The following is a 20,789-nucleotide window of genomic DNA, read 5'->3' as shown; positions in this document are numbered from 1 at the left end:
CCTCAATCGTTCTCGTTCAGCCACACGGGACCGGCGGCGGCTTCGCCCCCGGCCAGACGGAAGGTGCGCCGCACCACTTGGGCGAAATGCTCGACGGTGATGTCGGCTCCGGCCAGTCCGCCGATGAAGCTCATCATGGGGATGCGGGCGGTCTGGTGGGCGTAGAGCGCCGCCAGCACCTCCTGGAAGGCCGGGCCGCAGTTCCAGCCGAAATTGACCGAGCGATCGACCACGCCGATGGCCTTGACCTTGGACAGCGCCTGGGCGATGCGGGCGGCGGGGAACGGGCGGAAGGTCTTGATCTTGACCAGCCCGACCTTCTTGCCGTCCAGGCGCGCCTCGTCCACCGCGTCCTTGGCGGCGCCCGTCATGGAACCGATGGTGACCAGCGCCACCTCGGCGTCCTCCATGCGGTATTCCTCGATCAGGGGCGACCAGTAGCGCCCCGTGCGCTTGCCCCAATCCGCGTGGGCGTCCTCGATCACCTGCAGCGCGGTCTGCATGCCCGAGCACAGGCCCTTCCTGTACTTGACGAACATGGAAGGCCCGATACCGCCGGCGCCCCCGGTCAGCGGGTCCACCGCCATGGGGCGCTCGGGGTCCAGGCAGGCGTGCCAGTTGACCTGCTTCTCCCCCAGGAAGGCATCCACCACCGACTGCTCGGGCAGTTCCACCCGCGCCACGCCGTAGGACAGGTAATTGCCATCGTGGTTGACGTTGACGGGCAGCATCACGTCGGGATGCTCGGCCACCTTGTAGGCGATGGGGATGGTGTCGAGGATTTCCTGCTGGGTCTCGCAGTACATGTGGATCCAGCCCACTTCCTTGACCGTCATGGCGTCCTGCTGGCCGCCCCACACGCAGGTGGGCGACACGGCGTCGCGGGTGACCAGCGACACCACCATGGGCAGGCGCAGGCCCGGGGTGCGGAAATAGGGCTCGAACATGAAGGCCAACCCTTGCGCCGACGTGGCGGAATAGGTCCTGGCCCCGGCCAGCACGGCGCCGTGCAGCACGGAGAGCACGGTGTGCTCGCCCTCCACGTCCATCAGATCGGCGTCCATGCGGCCGTCGGCGATGAACTGGGCCAGATATTCCACCAGCGAGCTTTGCGGCGTGATGGGATAGACGGCCACCATGTCGGGCCGCGACAGGCAGGCGCCCCAGGCCGCCGCCTCGTTACCGTCGCAGACGATGACCTTGCCGGTCGAAACCTTGTTCATGGCTTTTGCCCCTCAGACGCCGGGCGGGCACCTCCGTGCCCTTGGCTCCTCCGCTTCCCACCTTCGCTTTGCTCCGGTGTCGCTCCGGGGCGCTCAACGCGCCCGCGCTTCGGCTTCGCCTCGCTCATGTCAGCCCTCCGCCTCTTCAACCATCCTGATGGCGCGGTGCGGGCATTCCTCGGCGCAAATGCCGCAGCCCTTGCAGTAGTCGTAGTTGAAGTCGAACCACGCCGCCTTCTCGACCACGCACTGCACCGGGCAGTACAGCCAGCAGGTGGCGCACTTGACGCAGCGGTCGCGATCGACCATCGGACGCAGCGCCCGCCAGTCGCCGGTGAGCATGGTGGTGTACTCGGTGGCGATGGGGCACATGTTGTCGGGAACGTTGCGGAGGCTCATGCCACCTTCTCCTTGGCCAACTCCAGCACGGCGGTCTCGGCATAGCCGCGCCGCACCGCCTCGATGTTCTGCTTGAGGCCGGCATCGCGGAAATGGGCCTCTTCCAGCGCCTTCTCCAGCGAGTCCACGCTCACCAGTCCGGTGGCCTTGGCGAAGGCGCCCAGCATGATAGTGTTGGTGATCTGCCGCTTGAAGATGTCCATGGCGATGTGGATGGCGTTGCAGGTCGCCACCCGGTTGACCATGGCCGGCACCTCGATGTCGCCCGGCTGCTTGCCCGTGGCCATGATCAGCGTCCCACCCTTGGGCATGCCGGCGAACACGTCCACCGCCCGGGCCACCGTGGGATCGATCACCACCACGATGTCGGGGGAGTAGATGTTCGTGACACGGCGGATCACCGTATCGGACAGTCGGAGAAACGCCACCACCGGCGCGCCGCGGCGTTCGAAGCCGAAGGCGGGAATGGCCATGACGTGTCGCCCTTCCTCCACCAAGGCGGCGGCAAGAATGGCGGAAGCCAAGACGGCACCCTGTCCGCCACGGCCATGAAGTCGCACTTCATGCATGGTTTCCCGATCCTCCCGTAGACCTCTAAGCGATTACCGGCACTTGGCGGCCGGTTAATTCGGTATTTCATTACCTATTACAGATTTCGGATGATAAAAGCAAGTTTCGTATCACGTTGCAGCGCAAAATCCGCACGGGGCGCCCCTGTCCGTGCCGCGGCGATTTTTGTGGATTTTCCGGCCCGAAATGGGGTAGCTACTCCTTCAGGATAATCCGATACCTCCTTAGGGTAGGCGTAATTACGTAGAGACCTGTAATCATGTATGAATCAACGATCAGCTCGAACGAATCCAACATGCGCAACTGGATCGCGCTCGGCATTGTCGGCCTGGGCGCCCTGGCCATCGCGGTGCTGTTCTCGCCGGCCGTCGGCCTCTACGACCTGGGCCCCGCCCATAAGCAAATCGCCGCCAGCGGACGCTGACGGCGATTAAATGCTGATCCTGTCATCCTGAGGCGCAGCCGAAGGATCTTCAGACCGGAACGGCGAGCGCCCGGGCTGAAAGATGCTTCGCTGCCGCTCAGCATGACAACGTCTTACAGTCCCAGATAGGCTTCCTTCACCTTGTCGTCGTTGAGCAGACGCGAGCCCTGATCGGTCAGGACCACCGAGCCGGTCTCCAGCACATAGCCGCGATCGGCGATGGCCAGGGCGGCATAGGCGTTCTGCTCCACCAGGAAGATGGTGGTTCCCTGATCCTTCAGCGCCTGGATGGTGCGGAAGATTTCCGCCACCAGCAGCGGCGCCAGTCCCATGGACGGCTCGTCGAGCAGCAGGACGCGGGGATTGCCCATCAGCGCCCGGGCGATGGCCAGCATCTGCTGCTGGCCGCCCGACAGCGTCCCGGCCGGCAGGTCCCGCTTCTTGTGCAGGATGGGGAACATCTCGTACATGCGGTCCATGTCGGCCTTGACGTCCGGGCCCTGGCGGCGATAGGCGCCGAGGCGCAGATTGTCCTCCACCGACATGGGACCGAACACCTGGCGGCCTTCGGGCGACTGGCAGATGCCGAGGCCCACCCGCTTTTCCGGAGCCATCCTGGTGATGTCCTGGCCGGCGAACTTGATGGTCCCGCCGGTCACCGTCTGGACCCCCGAGATGCAGCGCAAAAGCGTGGTCTTGCCGGCGCCGTTGGCGCCCACCAGGGCCACCAGCTCGCCCTCGGCAACCTGGACGTCGATACCCTTCAGGGCCTGGATGCGGCCGTAATGGCTGGTGAGATTGGAGATTTCGAGCAGCATACCCATGTTCATCACCCGTGCGTGCCGAGATAGGCGCTGACCACTTCCGGATTGGCGCGGACTTCGGCCGGAGTGCCCTCGGCCAGCTTGCGTCCGTAATCGAGCGCCGTGATCTGGTCGGAGATGCCCATCACCATCTTCATGTCGTGTTCCACCAGGACCACCGTGATCCCCGACGCCGCCACCTTCTTGATGACCTCGTCGATTTCGCGGCTTTCGGTGGCGTTCAGCCCCGCCGCCGGCTCGTCGAGCAGCAGCATCTTGGGCTGGGCGGCCAGCGCCCGGGCGATTTCCAGCCGCTTCAGCGCGCCGTAGGGCATGGAAGCGGCGTCGGCGTCCACGTACTTGGCCAGGCCGACGAACTCCATCAGCCCGGCGCAGTAGTCGCGGCATTCGCGGTCGCGGCGCTTGATCTTGGGCAGGCGCAGCAGCGAGGGCAGGAACCGGCGGTCCAGATGCAGGTGATGGCCGACCATGACGTTCTCGATGGCCTGCATGTTGAAGAAGATCTGCAGGTTCTGGAACGTGCGGCTCATGCCGAGAGCCGCCAGCTCGTAGGGCTTCATGCCCGACACCAGCCGGTCCTGGAACAGCACCCGGCCCGAGCTGGGGGTGTAGACCCCGGTGATCAGGTTGAACAGGGTGGTCTTGCCGGCGCCGTTGGGGCCGATGATGGAGTGGATGTGGCCCGCCTCCACCGTGAAGGTCAGGTCCTCGACCGCATGGACGCCGCCGAATTCCTTGGAGAGCTTTTCGACCTTGAGCAGGCTCATTGCGCGGCCCTCCTGCTCTTGAGCATGATCATCAGGCTGGGCAGCAGCCCCTTGGGCATGAAGATCATGGTGCCCATCATGATGACGCCCAGGATCATGGCCTCGTACTGCTCGACCACCGCCAGCAGCTGCGGCAGCAGGGTGAGGATCACCGCGCCCACCACCGCGCCGTAAACCGACGCCATGCCGCCCAGCACCACCATGGTGACCAGATGCACCGAGCCGAAGAAGCTGCCGATGTCGGGGGTGATGAAGCCGTTCTTGTGGGCGAACAGCGAGCCGACCACCGAGGCGAACACCGCCGAGACCACGAAGACCAGGACCTTGTAGCTGGAGGTGTCGACGCCGACCACCTCGGCCCCCACCTCGGAGCCGTGGACGGCGCGCAGCGCCCGGCCCACCGGCGATTCGATCAGGTTCAAGGACAGCCACACCGCGAAGATCAGCAGCGCGCCGGTCACCCAGTACCACATCTGGTCGCCCTTGATGGTGAAGCCCAGCATCTTGAAGTTGCCCAGGCTCATGCCGTCGGGACCGCCGGTGATGCCGGCCTCGGTCTTCAGGACGATGTGGATGATGATGCCGATGCCCAGCGTCGCCATGGCCAGGTAGTGGCCCTTGAGCTTGAGGATCGGCCGCGCCACCAAGAAGGCCAGCACCCCCACCACCGCCGCCGACAGGGTCAGGGCGGCGATGGCCGGCACGCCGTACTTCTCGGTCAGGATGCCGCTGCCATAGGCGCCCAGCGCGAAGAAGCCGGCATGCCCCAGGCTGATCTGGCCGGCATAGCCGATCAGCAGGTTCAGCCCGACGCAGACGATGGCATTGAACATGGCGTTGACGCCGACGTCGTAGAAGTAGCTGTTGGAGAACCCGACGGGGGCGACGGTGACGACGATCGCCAGGGCCGCCAGCCCTCCGGTTCTTGCGGTCATGAGGTTCATGGCGTCACACCCGATCCGTGCCGCGCTTGCCGAACAGGCCGCTGGGCATGAAGAACAGAACGAAGAGAATGATGATGAAGGCGATGGCGTCCTTGTAGGCCGACGACAGATAGCCCGACGCCATGGCCTCGGCGATGCCGACGATCAGGCCGCCGACGATGGCCCCGGTGCCGTTGCCCAGGCCGCCCAGCACCGCCGCCGAGAAGCCCTTGAGCCCCAGCATGATGCCCGCCTCGTAATTGGTGAAGGTGATGGGGGTGACCACGATGCCGCCCACCGCGCCCAAGAGGGCCGACAGGGCGAAGCTGGCCAGCAGCACCTTCTTCACCGCCACGCCCACCAGCTGGGCGGCCAGGCGGTTGTGCGAGGTGCCCAGCATGGCCTTGCCGAACATGGTGCGGTTGAAGAAGTACCACAGCAGGGCGATGGCCACCGTCGAGATGCCGAACACCCACAGGCTCTGGGGCATCAGGGTGGCGCCCAGCACGGCGATGGGCGTCTCGCCCGAGAAGGCCGGCAGGGAGTGGAATTCCTTGTCCCAGATGATCTGGGCGGCGCCCCTGAGGAAGATGGAGGCACCGATGGTGATGATGATGATGGTGACCACGTCGGCGTTGCGCGCCGGTTCGACCGCGAATTTCTCCATGGCGACGCCCACCAGCATGGCGGCGGCCATGGCGAGCGGAATGGCCAGATAGATCGGCACGCCGGCGGCCACCATGGTGGCCGTCGCCATGCCGCCGATCATGATGAACTCGCCCTGGGCGAAGTTGATCACGTGGCTGGCGTTGTAGATGATGGCGAACCCGAGGCCGGCCAGCGCGTAGATGGCGCCCGACGTCAACCCGGAAAACAGATACTGCAGAAATGCGGCGAACATGGCTCCCCCAACTCTCAGGGCGGGGTCGTCGGGCGGCCCGCTCCGAGGGAGCGAAGCCGCCTTTCAACCATCATGTCTTAAGGAAGTACTCAGTTGGACAGGGTGAACTCGCCCTTGCGGATTTCCACCATGTGGAAGGCCGAAGGCGACAGACCCATGTGGTCGGTGGCGGACATGGAGACCAGGCCGCCGGTGCCGACATAGCCGGAGGTCTTCTCGATCTCGTCCCTGACCTTGGCCTTGTCGGTGGACTTGGCGCGGTTGATGGCGGCGAGAGCGATCTGCAGACCGTCATAGGCATGACCGGCGAAGGTGGAGACCTCGGACTTGAAGGCGGTCTCGTAATCCTTCTTGAAGGTGGTCACCACCGGCTTCTGCGGGTCGGTGGCGGGCAGCTGTTCGGCCACCACCAGCCCGGCGGCGGGCAGGCGGACGCCCTCGGAAGCATCGCCGGCAAGCCGGATGTATTCCTTGGAGGCCACGCCGTGCGACTGGTACAGCGGCAGCGCGATACCCAGCTGCTTGAAGTTCTTGGTCACGATGGCCGGACCCTGGCCGAAGCCGAAGTTGAACACCGCCTGGACGCCGGGGGCGTTCTTGATCTTGGTCAGCTGGGCGGTGACGTCGGGGTCCTTGGGCGAGTAGATCTCGTCGGCGACCACTTCGATACCGTAGTTCTTGACCACCAGCAGCGACTGGTCGCGGCCCGACTTGCCGAAGCCGGCGTCCTCCGAGATCATGCCGATCTTGGTGATGCCGCGCTTCTTCATGTCCGAGAACACCTTCTCGGCGGCCATCTTGTCGGTGTGGGGAGTCTTGAACACCCACTTCTTGACCGGCTCGACGATCACCACGGCACCGGCCAGCGAGATGAACGGCACCTCGTTGCGCTCGGCCAGCGGCACGGCCGCCATGGTGGTGGCGGTGGTGGAGCCGCCGATCAGCAGGTCGACCTTGTCGCTTTCGATCAGACGCTTGGTGAAGGTGGAGGCCTTCTCGCCGGCGCCGCCGTCGTCATAGACGACCAGCTCGACCTTGCGGCCCAGAACGCCGCCTTCCTTGTTGATGCGCTCGACATACATTTCCAGCGTCTTCTTCTCGGGCTCGCCCAGGAAGGAGGCCGGGCCGGTGACCGACAGGATGGAACCGATCTTGATGGGATCGGCGGCCTGGGCCAGACCGGCGAAGGTGGAGCAACCGGCGACGACGACGGCCGTCGCGCCCCATTTCATGAGGTTACGCATTCATTTTCCTCCCAGAAGCAGCTCACGGCTTGTTCCGCCGCGTAGCCTATCTAATGAGCTATTTAACCCGAGAGCAATGCATTACGCCAGGAAAAAAATGCGCATTTGAGTACCGGATTGCTTATTGACGAAACCGCCACAATCTGCCGCCCTCTCCTGTGCATAGGTCTGGCCGCCGGACATACATCCGTATGCCCCACTGTCCAAATTTCGTAATCATGTTGAAACGATATGTATCATTTTGTAACTTACTTGTGGGGGCATAGCACCTTGAGCGAGAAGCTTCGGAGGTCGGACAGGCCATGGGTAGCGGGGATGCGTCACTTGTTGAGAAACTGAAGCTTCAGCGGGACCGGTTCATCGCCTTCGCCTTCGCCGGGGCTGACCTTCTGCTGGAGATGAACGACGAGGACGTCGTCACCTATTCCGCCGGGGCGGGCGAGGCGCTGTACGGCATCTCCGACGCGGAACTGCTGGGCCGTCCGCTGTCCGACTTCATCTACACCCGCGACCGGGACAAGTTCGTCGAGGCCATCCAGCGCCTGCGCAATTCCGGGCGCCTCGACCATACGCCGCTGTCCATGATCGGCGCCTCGGGCGCGGTGTCGCGCATGCGCATGGCCGGCATCAAGCTGCCTCAGTTCCCCACCGGCTATCATCTGGTGCTGTCGCGCATCTCGCCCTTGGCCACCAGCGAGAACGACCAGTCGGGCCAGACCGCCGACCCCCGGGTGCGCTTCGTCGACATGGTGCGCCAGCGCCTGAACGAGGCCAACCGTCTGGGCGAGGACTACACGCTGACCATGTTCGACCTGTCGGCGTCCAGGTTCGGGGGCACCGAACCGGCCCTGCTGCAGAGCTTCTTCTCGACCCTGCACCACACCCTGGAGGGCTGCTCGGTGCGCCAGTCCTCGGCCGGGGCGCTGAACGAGCGCGCCTTCGGCCTGGTCCACGACCAGTCCATGAGCTCGGGCGACGTCCACGAGAAGGTGAACGAGGTGTTCCGCCAGTTCAGCGGCAAGGTCAAGGGCGCCAACCTCAAGATGCACAGCGCCTCGCTGGACATGGACGATTCCGCCATGTCCGAGGAGGATCTGGGCAAGGCGCTGACCTTCATCATCAACGGCTTCGTCAGGGACAGCGCCAAGTTCGCCATCAAGTCCCTGGCCGAGGGCGCCAAGGTGGCGGTGGAGGACACCCTGGTCCGGGTGCGCAATTTCCGCAAGATGATCCGCGGCGACAAGCTGGCCTTCTTCTTCCAGCCCATGGTCAACGTATCCACCGGCACGGTGCTGGCCTACGAGGCGTTCGGCCGCATCGCCCACGACAAGGGCTTCTTCGCGCCGTCGCAGATCATCCCGTTTGCCACCGACGTGGGCGTCATCGGCGAATTCGACCTGATGGCGGTGAAGAAGGCGCTGGTCGCCATGAAGGAGGGGGCGGACATCTCGTCGCTCGCCTCCATCGCCGTCAACGTGTCGGGAACCTCGCTGGGCAATCCCGCCTTCTACCACTCCCTGATCAAGATCCTGGAGGAGAACAAGCCGGTTCTCGCCCGGCTGGTGCTGGAAATCACCGACGTGGCCCGGATCTACAACCTGGACGAGGCCAGGCGCCTGCTGGCCCGCATCAAGCGCCTGGGCGTGCGCCTGTCGCTGGACGATTTCGGCTCGGGCGGCGCGGCCTTCGACATCCTGAAGATCCTGCCCGCCGATTACGTCAAGATCGACCGCGACTACATCTTCGACGCGCGCGAAAAGCGCGGCCGCTCGGTGCTGCGCGCCATGGTCAGCCTGACCCACGAACTGGGCATGACGGCCATCGGCGAGTGCATCGAGGACAGTTCCATGCTGAACATCCTCAAGGATGTGGGCGTGGAATACGCCCAGGGCTTCTTCTTCGCGCCCCCCGCCCTGGATGCGGCCCGCAAGATCAAGTACTACAAGGACCACCTCAAGGTCGCCGAATCCTCGGCCGCCGAATAGGGCGGCCATGGAGGCCACGGCCAGCCCGCGAAAGCCGGCGCCCGGCGAGGGACGAACATAAAGCCCTGTCCCCCAGGCATCCCGGCAATGCCGCCATGGGACTGGACCCCGCCCGGTGATCTGGTATTTTCCCCCTATGCCGCAATGGCGGTGACGCAGTGGGGACCTTCGCAAAATGCATGATCCATTGAACGCATTCGCTCTGGGCGGCGACGTCTACCTGAATGGTGCCGAGACCGGGCCGCTGGCCGGACTCACCTTCGCCGCCAAGGACGTCTTCGACGTCGCCGGCTACGTCACCGGAGCGGGGAACCCCGACTGGCGCCGTCTGGCCGAGCCGGCCAAGCACACCGCCTGGGCGGTCGCCACCTTGCTGGAATCCGGCGCCCGCCTGGTGGGCAAGACCCATACCGACGAGCTGACCCGGGGCATCTTCGGCGACAATTCCCATTACGGCACCCCCGACAACCCCCGCGCCCCCGGCCATGTGCCCGGCGGGTCCTCCAGCGGTTCGGCGGCGGCCGTGGCCGGTGGCCTCGCCTCAATGGCGCTGGGCACCGACACCGCCGGCTCGACCCGCGTGCCGGCCTCGTTCTGCGGGGTGTTCGGCCTGCGCCCGACGTTGGGGGTCATTCCCATGGACGGCGTGCTGTCGCAGTCCAACACCTTCGACACCGTCGGCCTGCTGGCCGACGATCCGGAAATCCTCGCCAAGATGGGCGAGGCGCTGCTGCGCAAGAAGATCAAGGACGTCCGTCCCGCCCAGGCGGTGGTGCTGGAAGACGCCCTGGAAGCCTCGGACCCGGCCGTCGCCGCCGCCATCGAGGCCGCCCTGCCGCGCATCGCCGAAGCCGTCGCCCCCATCGTGCGGGGCCGCAGGCTCTCGCCGGTACCGCTGGCCGATTGGGTCGAGCACCAGAACGCCATCCAGGGCCGCGAGGCCTGGGAGACCTTCGGCGAGTGGATCAACAATTCCAATCCCCGCTTCGGCTTCGAGGTGGCGGACAATTTCCTGCGCGGCTCCAAGGTGTCGCAGCGGACCCTGTCGGCGGCCCGTGGCTTCCGCCTGCGCGCCAAGCGCTGGGTGCAGGACGCGCTGGAGGGCAATGCCGTGCTGGTGCTGCCCACCACGCCCGTCACCGCGCCGCCGGTCCACTCGCCCCGCTCGGTGATGTGGGAGATCCGGCACCGCATCGTCAGCCTGACCACCATCGCCGGCATGGCCGGCTGCCCGCAGATCAGCCTGCCGCTGTGCAAGGCCGGCGGCCTGCCGGTGGGCCTGTCGCTGATCGGCCCGCGCGGCTCCGACGCCATGCTGCTGGCGGCGGCCAAGCGGATCGGCAAGGCGTAGACGGGCTTCTGCCGCCCCCGGCGAGTACCCGGGGGCGGCCCGACCTCCAGACCTCCCGACAACGCCCGGCCTCTCGGCGCATCGGGCCACCGGCAAAAAAAAGGACCCGCGGCCGAAGCCGGCGGGTCCAGTGTTCATCCGGGAGGATGATCTATTTGCGGTTGGCGGCGTCCCATTCCGCGAAGGTCGAACCGGCCTTGGCCAGCTTCTCCAGCAGGGGGGCGGGCGTCCAGTAGCGCGGGTCCAGGGTCTTTTGGAACTCGACGATCTTGTCGTAGATGACCTTCAGGCCCACGGTGTCGGCGTAGAACATCGGGCCGCCGCGATAGCGCGGGAAGCCGTAGCCGGCGGTGTAGACCACGTCGATGTCGGAGGCGCGAAGGGCAATGCCTTCCTCCAGCAGCTTGGCGCCCTCGTTGATCATGGAATACAGGCAGCGCTCCAGGATCTCCTGCTTGCCGGGCTTCCTCGCCGGCACGTTCAGGCGCTTTCCTTCGGCATGCATCATCTCGATGACCTCGGGGCACGAGGCGCGCTTGCCGCCGTCATAGCGGTAATAGCCGCGGCCCACCTTCTGGCCCAGCCACTTGTTGGCCACCAGCAGGGCGGAGCAGCGGTAGAAGCTGGGGTCGTCGGGGACCATGTGGGGGTTGGCGATGCGGGTGTTGTCGCCCACCTCGACGCCGGCCATGTCGTAGACGGCCAGGATGCCCATGGCCATGCCCCATTCCTCCAGCGCGCCATCCACCTCGGCGGGCGTGGCGCCTTCCAGCACCATGCGCTCGGCCTCGCGGCCGTAGGGGTCCATCATGCGGTTGCCGATGAAGCCGTAGCAGACCTTCGAGACCACGCCGGTCTTCTTGATCAGCTTGGCCATGTCGAGCGCGGTGAGCAGCACGTCCATGCTGGTCTTGGCGCCCTGGACGATCTCCAAGAGCGGCATGACGTTGGCCGGGCTGAAGAAGTGCAGGCCGATGACGTCGGCGGGACGCCGGGTGATATTGGCGATCTCGTCGATGTCCAGCGTCGAGGTGTTGGTGCCGAGGATGGCGCCTTCGGGCAGGACGGCATCCAGCTTCTGGAAGATGTCCTTCTTCAACTCCATCTTCTCGAACACCGCCTCGATGGCCAGATCGGCGTCCTTCAGCGACGCGTAGTCGGTGGACGCCGTCAGCAGGGCCATGCGGCCTTCGAGCTGTTCCTGGGTGAGCGAGCCCCGGGACACCGAGCGCTCGTAGTTCTTGCGGATGACGGCGAAGCCGCGCTCCAGGTTCGCGGCCGAGACGTCGATGATGGTCACCGGCACGCCGATATTGGCGAAGCACATGGCGATGCCGCCGCCCATGGTGCCGGCGCCGATGATGCCCACCTTGCGGATGGGGCGCGCCTTGATGTCCTTGGTGATGCCGGGGATCTTGCGCACTTCGCGGTCGGCGAAGAACAGGTGGCGCATGGCCCGGGCCTCGACGGCGTGCTCCAGCTGCTTGGAGATGTCGGCTTCCAGCTTCAGCCCTTCCGCGAAGGAGAGCGTGGTGGTGGCGGCCATGGCCTCCAGCGCCTTGACCGGCGAGGTGCGGTTCTTCATGGACTTGGCCACCTGGGCCTGGCGGGCGGCGATGATCTCGGCGGCCTGGGCGGCATCCTTGGGCGTCATGTCCGAGGTGCGGCGCACGCCCTTGCCCTCGGCCACCAGCGTCTTGGCGAAGGCCAGGGCGGCGGCGTTGACGTCGGCGGCCGCGACCTCGTCCACCAGACCCAGTTCCAGCGCCTTGGGGGCGGGAAGGGGCTTGCCCGACAGCACCAGGTCCATGGCGGCGTCCAGGCCGATCAGGCGCGGCGCGCGCTGGGTGCCGCCGGCTCCCGGAATGATGCCCAGCGACAGTTCCGGCAGGCCGATGCGCGCCCCCTTGTCGGCGACGCGGTAATGGCAGGCCATGGCCAGCTCGGTGCCGGCGCCGAGAGCGGTGCCGTGCAGGGCGGCGACCACCGGCTTGGCGCAGGCCTCCACCAGATTGAACAGGTCCTGGTGGTGGGGGGGCTTGATGCCGGTGTCGAACTCGCCGATGTCGGCGCCGGCCATGAAGGTGCGCCCGGCGCAGGTGACCACCACCGCATCGAAGTCCGAACGGCCGGCCAGATCGGTGAAGACCTTCTGCAGCCCGGCGCGCACCGGATGATCGGCGGCGTTCACGGGGGGCGAATCGATGGTGACGGTGGCGATACGGTCAGCGATGGAAAGAGTGACGACGTCGCTCATGATGTCGGTTCCTTGAATGAATTCGTGTCGGTTCGGACGGATCAGGCGCCAGTCGCTCAGGCGTCGGTGACCTGGAGGACCACGGCCATGGCGGAATCGCCGGCGGCGCAGCCGGAGAACAGGCCGTAGCCGCCGCCCTTCAGGGCCAGCTCCTCGATCACCTCGATGATGCCGCGCGTGCCCATGGGCGACTGGGGATGGCCCCACAGCAGCGATGAACCGAAATTGTTGAAGCTCTTCACGTCGATGTCCAGCGCGCGGGCGAAGGCGAAATCGTTGGCGGTGAAGGGGTTGTGCAGCTTGATCACGCTCACCTGGGACAGGCTGATGCCGGCCTGCTTCAGGGCCAGTTGGGCGGCAGGCGCCGGGGCCTTGGGCATGTAGGCGGGCTCGACGCGCTTCTGGCCGAAGCCCAGCACGCGCACCCGGATGGCCTTGTTCCTGGACAGCTCGCGCGCCCGGTCGGGATTGGCGACGATGATGGCGGCGTTGCCGTCGGCCGGGTGGGTCTGGCAGCCGAAGGTGATGGTGCCGTCGGGCAGCACCGGCTTCAGCTTGGCCAGGCCCTCGGCGGTGGAGACGCTGACGCCCTCGTCGCCCGACAGCGTGGCGACATTCTTCTTGAAATTGGGCGCCGGCACGTCGAAGGGCAGGGTCATGAAGCGCTTGAGGAAGGCGCTGTCATCGGCCAGGGCGGCCTTGTACTGCTCCTGGCGATAGAGCACCAGCTCGTGCTGCTCTTCCGTGTTCAGGCCGAATTCCCGGGCGGTGTTCTCGGCGGTGACCAGCATGGACTTGGTGGTGACGGGATCGTAGCCGAAATTGTCCATCACCCAGTTCTCGGCATCGCCGGTGCCGCCCGGCGCGGCGGGCTTGGGGTAGAACACGTGCGGGCCGTTGGAGGTGCGGTCGCAGGTCATCACCAGCGACACGCCGGCGATGCCGTCGTTCACTTCCTGGGAGGCCGCCTGCAGGCAGCGCACGCCGGTGGCGCAGGCCTGGGAGATGGTCGGGCCGCCCACCTGTCCGGCGCCCAGCATGGCGGTCAGCCAGGGCGTGCCGAAGAACGAGTGCTTCTGCGGCACCGAGATGCCCATCACCGCCGCGTCGAACACCGAGGCGGGAATCTGGCGCTTGGCCAGCTCGGCCTTGGCCACGTGGGCGGCGAATTCCATGGAATGCAGGTTGGCGTAGGCGCCCTGCCAGCGGGCGAACGGCGTGGACCAGTAGCAGCCGTAGGGGATCTCGACATTGTAGGACATGACGCACTCCCAAATGTTTTTTTGCCGCGCGGGCGCGGTGACGCGGGTAACTCCCGGATTGCCACCACTCTAGCGATCTTCGGAAATGCGGTAAAGGTAAATATTTGCTCCTCACAACAGTTGACCAGGTAAACAATCTCGGCGAAAAAGGGGGGTGCTGCCAGCGCCGGTGCGGCTTTCCGCCTAGATCTGGGGGGTGTAGAGGCGGTGCAGCAGGTCGCGCAGCAGGGTCCGCTCGGCGTCCGACAGCTGCGAGGTGATGCGCAGATCGTGCTCGGCCACCAGCCGCTTCAGCTCGGCCAGGGTCTTCTGTCCGGCCTCGGTCAGCATGATGGCGTAGGTGCGGCGATCATTGGGCGAGGGAACGCGGCTGGCCAGCCCCTTGCCCTCCAGCGCGTCGATCAGGATCACGGCGCCCGAGCGGTCGATGCCCATGGTGGCGGCCAGCGTGGTCTGGGACAGGCCGGGATTGGCGCCGATGATGGTCATGGCGGCGAATTGCGACGGGCGGATGTCCAGGGAGCCGACGGTACGGACGTAATCCTGATAGACCACCACCTGGGCGCGGCGCAGACGATAGCCGACGATGTCGTCGAGAATGTCCAGTTCCATGCCCGACAGCGACGCGGGCTGTGTCTTGACTTCCGCCCTGTCCGTCGCGGTCTTTCTGGTGCGCTTGATCGCCAAATCACCCTCTTACGACAATTGCCGGCTCAAATGTGTATTGCTTTTGCGCCGCCCACACAACTGCAATAGGAACGGCGAGGCAATACCGAAGGGCGGTCTTGTTTCATCCGGCGGGAATTTCCACATGAAGGGCGGCAGTGCTTCGCGCCGGGGCGCGGAGGTTGGGACACTCCTTCGCACAGGGGGGTAAGATGATTTCCATGGCCATTCATTCCCATCGGTACGACGCCCGGCTGGTGACACCCGTCCAGGCCTCCGAATGGCTCAATGCCGGTTGGCGCGACGTCTGGCGCAATCCCGGCCTCAGCCTCGGCTTCGGCGCGCTTTATGCCGGTATCGGCATGGTCCTGTTCGTGGTGCTCAACGCCATGGACATGGGGTCGCTGCTGTTCCCGCTGGCGGCCGGCTTCATGCTGGTCGGTCCGCTGGCGGCGGTCTTCCTCTACGAGATCAGCCGCCGGCATGAGATGGGCCAGCCTGTCGGCCTGGGGCTGGTGGTGGGCGGCGTCCGGTCCCGCCTGGACCAGATCGGCAACATGGGGCTGGTCCTGTCCATCCTGCTGATGGCCTGGCTGCTGGCCGGGCTGGTGGTGTTCGCCCTGTTCTACCCGCCGGGCATGCCGCTGCCGCTCGGCAATTTCATCGAGGACGTGGTCCTGCGCCCGGCCTCCTTCCGCTTCCTGACGGTGGGAACCCTGGTGGGCGGGGTGCTGGCGGTGATCGCCTTTTCCATCAGCGTCTTCGCCATGCCCATGCTGCTCGACCGCGACGTGGGCGTGGTCGAGGCCATGGAATTCAGCATCCAGGCGGTGCGGCTCAACTGGCGCACCATGATCGGCTGGGCGGCCACCATCGCGGTGGTGACCTTCTTCGGCATGGCCACCGCCTTCATCGGCATGGTCGTCGCCCTGCCGGTCATCGGCCATGCCAGTTGGCATGCCTATCGCGATGTGGTTGGAAGACATTGATTCCCGGCGTCACAGGCGCTCACAACTCCTTCCTGTTCGTTGGTGGATTACGGTGAGGGGACGAGGCAAGGTTGCAGTGAAGATACTGCAACCTTTTTCGTTCACAGGCCGATCATGGACCCATCGCTCAGAGAGATCATCGCCCAGGCGGTGACGGACGCCCGCAAAGGGGGGCTGGATGCGGTCGCGCAGCGTGGCGCCGCCGCCACATTGCTGGCGGCCATGATGCCGACCCTGGATTCGGATACCGTCCGGCTGATCGTCGATCAGCTCTATCCCTTCATCGCCGAGTTGGGCGCCGCCGCCTGAGGGGGCGCTAGAGCGGCGTGCGTTTAATCTGAAACATACCCGGCTTCCCTGAGGTAGTTCCAGCATTCGTCTGGGGTGTAGAGATCGCAGATATTGCCGACGGCCTTCCAGAGGTCGTCGATGGTGCGCGCGCCGATCCGTCGGAGATGAGCCTTGAGTTTGGCAAAGGCCATCTCGATTGGGTTTAGGTCTGGGCTGTATGGGGGTAGGAACAGGAACCAGGCGCCTCTCTCCTTGAGGATGGCCTTGGCCTTCTCGCTTTTATGGCTGGAGAGGTTGTCGAGGATGACGACGTCGCCCGGCTGGAGCGTCGGGGCCAGTTGGGTCTCGACGTAGACCTCGAAGGTTTGTCGGTTCATGGGGCCGTTTATGATCCAGGGTGCCGTCAGACCGTCACAGCGCAAGGCGGCGATGAAGGTTTGGGTTCCCCAGTGGCCGAATGGCGCGCGGGCCTTGAACCGTTGCCCTCGCGGTGCCCGTCCCCGCAACCGGGTCATCTTGGTGGTGGTGGCGGTCTCGTCGATGAACGCCAGCCGGTGAGGCTCCTGGCACATCCGGGGCTGGCGGTGGCTCAGCCAGGTCCGGCGCTCCGCCACCACATCATCGCGACCGGCTTCGGTGGCCAGCAGCGTTTTTTTTGACGCTGAAGCCTTGCCCGATCAGAAACCGCGAGAGTGACGCCGGGTGGGCCGTGACGCCGCATTCGGCCTTCAGCTTGGCCGCCAGTTCCGGCATCGTGATGTCGCCTTGCGCCTCCACCCAGCCGGTCAGAAGAGCGGCAAAGGCCGCCAGCTTACCACCGCCCGGCGGACGGCCTTGCCGCAAGGGCTCCAACGAACCCGTCGCCGCCATCCGTTGTGCAAGACGGACGCTGGTCGCGGCGCTCACTCCAAAATGCCGAGCCGCCGCTCGCCGCGATTCGCCGTGTTCGATCTTACCGTAAACACGGACCCGAAGATCTGATGATAGCCATTTGCCCATGATCCACCTCCAATGAGGTTGAATCACTTTTTCGCCTACAAGGGAATCCCCTGCGATTCAGATTTCAGGTCCGATGCTCTAAGCGGCGTGCGTCAAATATGAAACGCACTGTCATGCTGAGCGCAGCGAAGCATCTTTCAGCCCGAGGCGATTACCGCCTGTGCCTGAAAGACCCTTCGCCAAGGCTCAGGGTGACACTCTGTTTCTGATTTAGGGCTCACCGCTCTAAGGGATGACGATCTTGCCGGGATTCATGATGCCGGCGGGATCGATGGCGCGCTTGACGGCGCGCATGACGTCCAGCGCCTCGCCGTATTCCTCTTCCAGGAAGGCCATCTTGCCGTGGCCCACCCCGTGCTCGCCGGTGCAGGTGCCGTCCAGGGCGATGGCGCGGCGCACGATGCGGCGATTGATGCGCTCGGCCTCGACGATTTCGTCGGGCCTGGCGGGATCGACCAGCAGCATGACGTGGAAGTTGCCGTCGCCCACATGGCCGACGATGGTCGAGGTCAGGAAGGTCGACTTCAGGTCCTCCTCGGTCTCCAGCAGGCATTCGGCCAGACGCGAGATGGGGACGCAGGCGTCGGTGGTCCAGGCGCGGCAGCCGGGGCGGAGCGCCACGCCGGCGTAATAGGCGTTGTGGCGCGCCGCCCACAGCCGGGTGCGCTCCTCGGCCCCGGTGGCCCACTGGAAGCCCTCGACGCCGAATTCCGCGGCGATGGCCTCGACCTTCTCGGCCTGTTCGCGGACGCTGGCGGGGCTGCCATGGAACTCGAAGAACAGGGTGGGGGCCACCTTGTGGCTGGTCTTGGCATAGCGGTTGACCGCATCGATCATCACCTTGTCCAGGAACTCGATGCGTGCCACCGGCACGCCCGACTGGATGGTGAGGATCACGGTGTTGACCGCCGCCTCGATGGAGGGGAAGGGACAGGCCGCCGCCGAGATGGCCTCGGGAATGCCGTGCAGGCGCAGCGTCAGCTCGGTGATGATGCCCAGCGTGCCCTCCGAACCGACGAACAGGCGGGTGAGGTCGTAGCCGGCCGACGACTTGCGGGCCCGCCTGGCGGTGCGGATCACCCGGCCGTCGGGCAGCACCACCTGGAGCGACAGCACGTTCTCGCGCATGGTGCCGTAGCGCACCGCGTTGGTTCCCGACGCCCGGGTCGCCGCCATGCCGCCCAGGGAGGCGTCGGCGCCGGGATCGATGGGGAAGAACAGGCCGGTGTCGCGCAGGTATTCGTTCAGCTGCTTGCGGGTGACGCCGGGCTGGACGGTGACGTCCAGATCCTCGGGCCTGACCTCCAGCACGCCGTTCATGCCGCTGACGTCGATGCAGACGCCGCCCGACAGCGCCGCCACATGGCCTTCCAGCGAGGTGCCGGTGCCGAAGGCGATGACCGGCACCCCATGGGCGGCGCAGGCCTTGACGGTTTGCGCCACCTCCTCGGTGGACAGGGCGAAGACCACCGCCTCGGGCGGGCAGGGGGGGAAATGGGATTCGTCCTTGCCGTGCTGCTCGCACACGATCCGGGCGGTGGAGAAACGCTCGCCGAAACGGGCGGCGAGGTCGGCGACGAGATCGGCGGGAAGGGGCATGGGGGCTGGCCTCTATGGTAGGACCGCTTAAATTAAGGTTCCTTGCCGGCCCGGCGCAAGGCCAGGGCCATGCCGATTCCAGCCATGGTGGCCGTGCCCAGCACGAAGGAGGCGGCGGGCCAGCCCCAGGCGGAGACGGCGGCGCCCACCACCACCGGCCCCAGCAGCTGGCCCCAGTTGCTGCCCTGCATGTAGAGCCCCAGCGTCACCGGCACCAGGGTCAGGCGGGGCGCGTAGACCGAGGCCGAGCCCAGGATGCAGCCGGGCAGCAGGCCGGCGCAGGCGCTGACCATCAGGCACAGGCCATAGGCGGCGCCGGCCGGGACCCAGGACTGGAAGATGCCCAGGCAGCCGGCCATCATCACCGTGAAGGCGGCGGCCATCACCTTGCGCCGGGGCAGGCCCAGGCGGAGCGCCGGGCCGGAGGCCACGTTGCCGATGATGTTGACCCCGGCCACCAGGGCGGCCATCAGTCCGGCGGTGCCGGGCGAGACGCCCATGCGTTCGATCAGCAGGGTGGGCAGGAAGCCGGTGAGCGCCGCGTAGGCGGCGGAATAGGGAATGAAGGTGGCGGCCAGCAGCAGCGGCCCGGGCGCCCGCAGGGTGTCGGCCACGTCGCGCAGGATGTGGCTGTCCACCGGCCTGGGCGGTCTGGGCGGCCTGGGCATGCGCAGATGCACCAGCAGGGCGTAGAGCAGCAGCAGAACCGCCATGCCCAGCCACAATCCGCGCCAGCCGGCCAGCGGCAAAGCGGGGGCGGCGGCCATGGACACCGCCATGCCGAAGGGCATGAAGGCCCCCCACAGGCCGAAGGCCATCTGCCGCTGGGCGGGCGTGGTGAGAAGGGTGATCAGGGCCGGGGCGGCGATGACCACCAGCATGTAGCCGATACCTTCGACCACCCGGGCCGCCAGCAATCCGCCGAAGCCCGGGGCCAGGCCGCCGGCCAGGCTGCCGGCCGCCAGGATGCCGAGTCCGACGGGCAGCAGCCGGCGCGATCCCACCCGGGTGACCATGGTGCCCATGCCGGCCCCGGCCACCGCCCCCATCAGGGCGAAGATGGACAGGATCCAGGCGGCGTGGGAGAGGTCCAGGCCCATCTCGCCCCGGATGAACGGCAGGGCGATGGGCGCCTTGCCCACCTGGAAGGCGGCGGCGACCCCCGCTCCCACCGCCCCCAGGACGGCGAGCCACGAGGTGCGTTCGGGAGTCATCTACTTGGAATCGCGCTGCGTCAACGCGTCGAGCCAGGGATTGGCCCCGCCCAGCATCCGGGTCCAGGGGGCGAGCCACGCCCGGGCCATGGTGTTCCACAGGGCGAGGGGATCGCTCCAGGCCTGGGGCGACATGCCGCCCAGCAGCGCCTCGGCGGCCTGGAAGGACGGCGTGGCCGAGAGATGAATGGTCATGTGCTCGGCCGCGCCGTCGGCATCCTGGCGATGGACGATCTCCATGCGAAGGTTGGGCAGGTTGCCAACGATGCGGGTTTCGTCCTTCACCATGATCTCCTGTAACGGTTTTCCAGCGGTCTTAGCGACGAGCGTCAAATATGAGAAACGCTGTCATGCTGAGCGCCGCGAAGCATCTTTCAGCCTGAGGCGGTTGCCGCCTGTGCCCGAAAGACCCTTCGGCTGCGCCTCAGGGTGACAACACGTCTCGGATTTAGCACTCGATGCTTCAGTTCTTGATGGTCTTGCGGCAAGCCGTGGCGGCCCGGCGGCAGGCCTCGGCGCATTCCTTGAGGCGCACGTCCTCCTTGGCCAGCTTCTCGCAGGCGCTGGCGCATTTGTCGGACACCTCGGCGGCCACCTGGCAGGTGAGGTGGTGCAGGCGCGACGAACGCAGCATGAAGTCGGCGGCGGTCTCGTTGATGTCGGCGCAGTCGAGCAGCAGCTGGATCAGTTCCCATTCGGCGGCCGCGCCGCCCTGCTGCATGCCGTGGATCACGGATTCGGTGCAGGCCCGGTGCGCCTGTTCACAGGCGTCGATGCAATCGGACAAAGGCATTTTGCGTTTCTCCCCTGTACGGGCCGGACGAGTCCGGGCCCGTTTCCTTGGTAGCCCCGGCGGGGCGGAGCGTCAATCCGCGTAATCGTACTTGCCGCCCTTCCAAAC

Annotated in this window: 21 protein-coding genes; 5 read left to right on the top strand and 16 right to left on the bottom strand. The window is 66.1% G+C overall.

What is annotated here, in order from left to right; translation table 11 throughout:
• Nucleotides 1-2 precede the first annotated feature (2 nt).
• The 3 genes from padG to ACV4UZ_RS05905 all read right to left on the bottom strand — a co-directional run bounded on the left by padG (nucleotide 3) and on the right by ACV4UZ_RS05905 (nucleotide 2,146).
• Nucleotides 3-1,223 (bottom strand): NADH-dependent phenylglyoxylate dehydrogenase subunit alpha, encoded by a 1,221-nt coding sequence (gene padG / locus ACV4UZ_RS05915; RefSeq protein WP_491599983.1) that lies wholly within the window; start codon nucleotides 1,221-1,223, stop codon nucleotides 3-5.
• 129 nt (nucleotides 1,224-1,352) lie between these two features.
• Complete coding sequence (gene padF / locus ACV4UZ_RS05910) at nucleotides 1,353-1,622, bottom strand: NADH-dependent phenylglyoxylate dehydrogenase subunit delta (protein WP_491599982.1); 270 nt, start codon at nucleotides 1,620-1,622, stop codon at nucleotides 1,353-1,355.
• Nucleotides 1,619-2,146, bottom strand: a complete 528-nt coding sequence (locus ACV4UZ_RS05905; RefSeq protein WP_491599981.1) for a 2-oxoacid:acceptor oxidoreductase family protein — start codon at nucleotides 2,144-2,146, stop codon at nucleotides 1,619-1,621. Before ACV4UZ_RS05905 ends, padF begins: the two co-directional genes overlap by 4 nt.
• Before the next feature lie 305 nt (nucleotides 2,147-2,451).
• Between ACV4UZ_RS05905 and ACV4UZ_RS05900 the strand changes: the two genes are divergently transcribed.
• Nucleotides 2,452-2,616 carry a hypothetical protein gene (locus ACV4UZ_RS05900; RefSeq protein WP_491599980.1) on the top strand — a complete coding sequence of 55 codons (165 nt, stop codon included), beginning with the start codon at nucleotides 2,452-2,454 and terminating at the stop codon, nucleotides 2,614-2,616.
• A 113-nt stretch (nucleotides 2,617-2,729) separates the two neighbouring features.
• Here the strand turns inward: ACV4UZ_RS05900 and ACV4UZ_RS05895 are convergent, their stop codons facing one another.
• From ACV4UZ_RS05895 to ACV4UZ_RS05875, 5 genes are all read right to left on the bottom strand, one after another.
• Entirely contained in the window at nucleotides 2,730-3,434 is a 705-nt protein-coding gene (locus tag ACV4UZ_RS05895) for an ABC transporter ATP-binding protein (RefSeq protein WP_491600155.1), read from the bottom strand.
• Nucleotides 3,435-3,445: 11 nt separating this feature from the next.
• Nucleotides 3,446-4,207 (bottom strand): ABC transporter ATP-binding protein, encoded by a 762-nt coding sequence (locus tag ACV4UZ_RS05890; RefSeq protein WP_491599979.1) that lies wholly within the window; start codon nucleotides 4,205-4,207, stop codon nucleotides 3,446-3,448.
• Complete coding sequence (locus ACV4UZ_RS05885; RefSeq protein ID WP_491599978.1) at nucleotides 4,204-5,151, bottom strand: branched-chain amino acid ABC transporter permease; 948 nt, start codon at nucleotides 5,149-5,151, stop codon at nucleotides 4,204-4,206. Before ACV4UZ_RS05885 ends, ACV4UZ_RS05890 begins: the two co-directional genes overlap by 4 nt.
• Nucleotides 5,152-5,155: 4 nt before the next feature.
• Nucleotides 5,156-6,031 carry a branched-chain amino acid ABC transporter permease gene (locus tag ACV4UZ_RS05880; protein WP_491599977.1) on the bottom strand — a complete coding sequence of 292 codons (876 nt, stop codon included), beginning with the start codon at nucleotides 6,029-6,031 and terminating at the stop codon, nucleotides 5,156-5,158.
• Between the two features lie 89 nt (nucleotides 6,032-6,120).
• Entirely contained in the window at nucleotides 6,121-7,263 is a 1,143-nt protein-coding gene (locus ACV4UZ_RS05875; RefSeq protein WP_491600154.1) for an ABC transporter substrate-binding protein, read from the bottom strand.
• A 314-nt stretch (nucleotides 7,264-7,577) separates the two neighbouring features.
• Between ACV4UZ_RS05875 and ACV4UZ_RS05870 the strand changes: the two genes are divergently transcribed.
• Both ACV4UZ_RS05870 and ACV4UZ_RS05865 read left to right on the top strand, forming a co-directional pair.
• Nucleotides 7,578-9,260, top strand: a complete 1,683-nt coding sequence (locus ACV4UZ_RS05870; protein WP_491599976.1) for an EAL domain-containing protein — start codon at nucleotides 7,578-7,580, stop codon at nucleotides 9,258-9,260.
• Nucleotides 9,261-9,447: 187 nt separating this feature from the next.
• Nucleotides 9,448-10,611 carry an amidase gene (locus ACV4UZ_RS05865; protein ID WP_491599975.1) on the top strand — a complete coding sequence of 388 codons (1,164 nt, stop codon included), beginning with the start codon at nucleotides 9,448-9,450 and terminating at the stop codon, nucleotides 10,609-10,611.
• A 151-nt stretch (nucleotides 10,612-10,762) separates the two neighbouring features.
• On the opposite strand, the gene ACV4UZ_RS05860 is transcribed toward ACV4UZ_RS05865, so the two are convergent.
• The 3 genes from ACV4UZ_RS05860 to ACV4UZ_RS05850 all read right to left on the bottom strand — a co-directional run bounded on the left by ACV4UZ_RS05860 (nucleotide 10,763) and on the right by ACV4UZ_RS05850 (nucleotide 14,817).
• A complete protein-coding gene (locus tag ACV4UZ_RS05860; protein WP_491599974.1) occupies nucleotides 10,763-12,868 on the bottom strand; it encodes a 3-hydroxyacyl-CoA dehydrogenase NAD-binding domain-containing protein in 2,106 nt (701 codons plus the stop codon).
• Nucleotides 12,869-12,924: 56 nt separating this feature from the next.
• Nucleotides 12,925-14,130, bottom strand: coding sequence for a thiolase family protein (locus ACV4UZ_RS05855; protein ID WP_491599973.1), 1,206 nt, complete (start codon nucleotides 14,128-14,130; stop codon nucleotides 12,925-12,927).
• 183 nt (nucleotides 14,131-14,313) lie between these two features.
• Nucleotides 14,314-14,817: a MarR family winged helix-turn-helix transcriptional regulator gene (locus ACV4UZ_RS05850; protein ID WP_491599972.1), complete on the bottom strand. Its 504-nt coding sequence runs from the start codon at nucleotides 14,815-14,817 to the stop codon at nucleotides 14,314-14,316.
• 200 nt (nucleotides 14,818-15,017) lie between these two features.
• Between ACV4UZ_RS05850 and ACV4UZ_RS05845 the strand changes: the two genes are divergently transcribed.
• Complete coding sequence (locus ACV4UZ_RS05845) at nucleotides 15,018-15,785, top strand: DUF2189 domain-containing protein (protein WP_491599971.1); 768 nt, start codon at nucleotides 15,018-15,020, stop codon at nucleotides 15,783-15,785.
• 114 nt (nucleotides 15,786-15,899) lie between these two features.
• Complete coding sequence (locus tag ACV4UZ_RS05840) at nucleotides 15,900-16,094, top strand: hypothetical protein (protein ID WP_491599970.1); 195 nt, start codon at nucleotides 15,900-15,902, stop codon at nucleotides 16,092-16,094.
• A 23-nt stretch (nucleotides 16,095-16,117) separates the two neighbouring features.
• Here the strand turns inward: ACV4UZ_RS05840 and ACV4UZ_RS05835 are convergent.
• The 5 genes from ACV4UZ_RS05835 to ACV4UZ_RS05815 all read right to left on the bottom strand — a co-directional run bounded on the left by ACV4UZ_RS05835 (nucleotide 16,118) and on the right by ACV4UZ_RS05815 (nucleotide 20,681).
• A protein-coding gene (locus ACV4UZ_RS05835; protein WP_491599710.1) for an IS630 family transposase occupies nucleotides 16,118-17,075 on the bottom strand; the annotation gives its coding sequence in 2 pieces (ribosomal slippage) (nucleotides 16,118-16,745 and nucleotides 16,744-17,075; 960 coding nt in all).
• Nucleotides 17,076-17,300: 225 nt separating this feature from the next.
• The gene (locus ACV4UZ_RS05830; protein ID WP_491599969.1) at nucleotides 17,301-18,674 is read right to left on the bottom strand and encodes an FAD-binding oxidoreductase; all 1,374 of its coding nucleotides are present in this window, start codon (nucleotides 18,672-18,674) and stop codon (nucleotides 17,301-17,303) included.
• A 32-nt stretch (nucleotides 18,675-18,706) separates the two neighbouring features.
• Nucleotides 18,707-19,888: an MFS transporter gene (locus ACV4UZ_RS05825; RefSeq protein ID WP_491599968.1), complete on the bottom strand. Its 1,182-nt coding sequence runs from the start codon at nucleotides 19,886-19,888 to the stop codon at nucleotides 18,707-18,709.
• Complete coding sequence (locus ACV4UZ_RS05820; RefSeq protein WP_491599967.1) at nucleotides 19,889-20,176, bottom strand: hypothetical protein; 288 nt, start codon at nucleotides 20,174-20,176, stop codon at nucleotides 19,889-19,891.
• Nucleotides 20,177-20,351: 175 nt separating this feature from the next.
• Nucleotides 20,352-20,681, bottom strand: coding sequence for a four-helix bundle copper-binding protein (locus ACV4UZ_RS05815; RefSeq protein WP_491599966.1), 330 nt, complete (start codon nucleotides 20,679-20,681; stop codon nucleotides 20,352-20,354).
• Nucleotides 20,682-20,789 lie beyond the last annotated feature (108 nt).

The sequence above is a fragment of the Paramagnetospirillum sp. genome, assembly GCF_058402745.1.
Note: the sequence above shows the minus strand (reverse complement) of the source record. Positions and strands in the feature narration are given on the sequence as shown.

What these genes read in the sequence shown, in the direction of transcription:
- ACV4UZ_RS05840 (WP_491599970.1), top strand. Translation starts at nt 15,900, where the DNA reads ATGGACCCATCGCTCAGAGAGATCATCGCCCAGGCGGTGACGGACGCC.
- ACV4UZ_RS05855 (WP_491599973.1), bottom strand. Translation starts at nt 14,130, where the DNA reads ATGTCCTACAATGTCGAGATCCCCTACGGCTGCTACTGGTCCACGCCG.
- ACV4UZ_RS05820 (WP_491599967.1), bottom strand. Translation starts at nt 20,176, where the DNA reads ATGGTGAAGGACGAAACCCGCATCGTTGGCAACCTGCCCAACCTTCGC.
- ACV4UZ_RS05885 (WP_491599978.1), bottom strand. Translation starts at nt 5,151, where the DNA reads ATGAACCTCATGACCGCAAGAACCGGAGGGCTGGCGGCCCTGGCGATC.
- ACV4UZ_RS05825 (WP_491599968.1), bottom strand. Translation starts at nt 19,888, where the DNA reads ATGACTCCCGAACGCACCTCGTGGCTCGCCGTCCTGGGGGCGGTGGGA.
- ACV4UZ_RS05860 (WP_491599974.1), bottom strand. Translation starts at nt 12,868, where the DNA reads ATGAGCGACGTCGTCACTCTTTCCATCGCTGACCGTATCGCCACCGTC.
- ACV4UZ_RS05870 (WP_491599976.1), top strand. Translation starts at nt 7,578, where the DNA reads ATGGGTAGCGGGGATGCGTCACTTGTTGAGAAACTGAAGCTTCAGCGG.
- ACV4UZ_RS05830 (WP_491599969.1), bottom strand. Translation starts at nt 18,674, where the DNA reads ATGCCCCTTCCCGCCGATCTCGTCGCCGACCTCGCCGCCCGTTTCGGC.
- ACV4UZ_RS05880 (WP_491599977.1), bottom strand. Translation starts at nt 6,031, where the DNA reads ATGTTCGCCGCATTTCTGCAGTATCTGTTTTCCGGGTTGACGTCGGGC.
- padG (WP_491599983.1), bottom strand. Translation starts at nt 1,223, where the DNA reads ATGAACAAGGTTTCGACCGGCAAGGTCATCGTCTGCGACGGTAACGAG.
- ACV4UZ_RS05815 (WP_491599966.1), bottom strand. Translation starts at nt 20,681, where the DNA reads ATGCCTTTGTCCGATTGCATCGACGCCTGTGAACAGGCGCACCGGGCC.
- ACV4UZ_RS05875 (WP_491600154.1), bottom strand. Translation starts at nt 7,263, where the DNA reads ATGAAATGGGGCGCGACGGCCGTCGTCGTCGCCGGTTGCTCCACCTTC.
- ACV4UZ_RS05845 (WP_491599971.1), top strand. Translation starts at nt 15,018, where the DNA reads ATGGCCATTCATTCCCATCGGTACGACGCCCGGCTGGTGACACCCGTC.
- ACV4UZ_RS05900 (WP_491599980.1), top strand. Translation starts at nt 2,452, where the DNA reads ATGTATGAATCAACGATCAGCTCGAACGAATCCAACATGCGCAACTGG.
- ACV4UZ_RS05890 (WP_491599979.1), bottom strand. Translation starts at nt 4,207, where the DNA reads ATGAGCCTGCTCAAGGTCGAAAAGCTCTCCAAGGAATTCGGCGGCGTC.
- ACV4UZ_RS05895 (WP_491600155.1), bottom strand. Translation starts at nt 3,434, where the DNA reads ATGCTGCTCGAAATCTCCAATCTCACCAGCCATTACGGCCGCATCCAG.
- padF (WP_491599982.1), bottom strand. Translation starts at nt 1,622, where the DNA reads ATGAGCCTCCGCAACGTTCCCGACAACATGTGCCCCATCGCCACCGAG.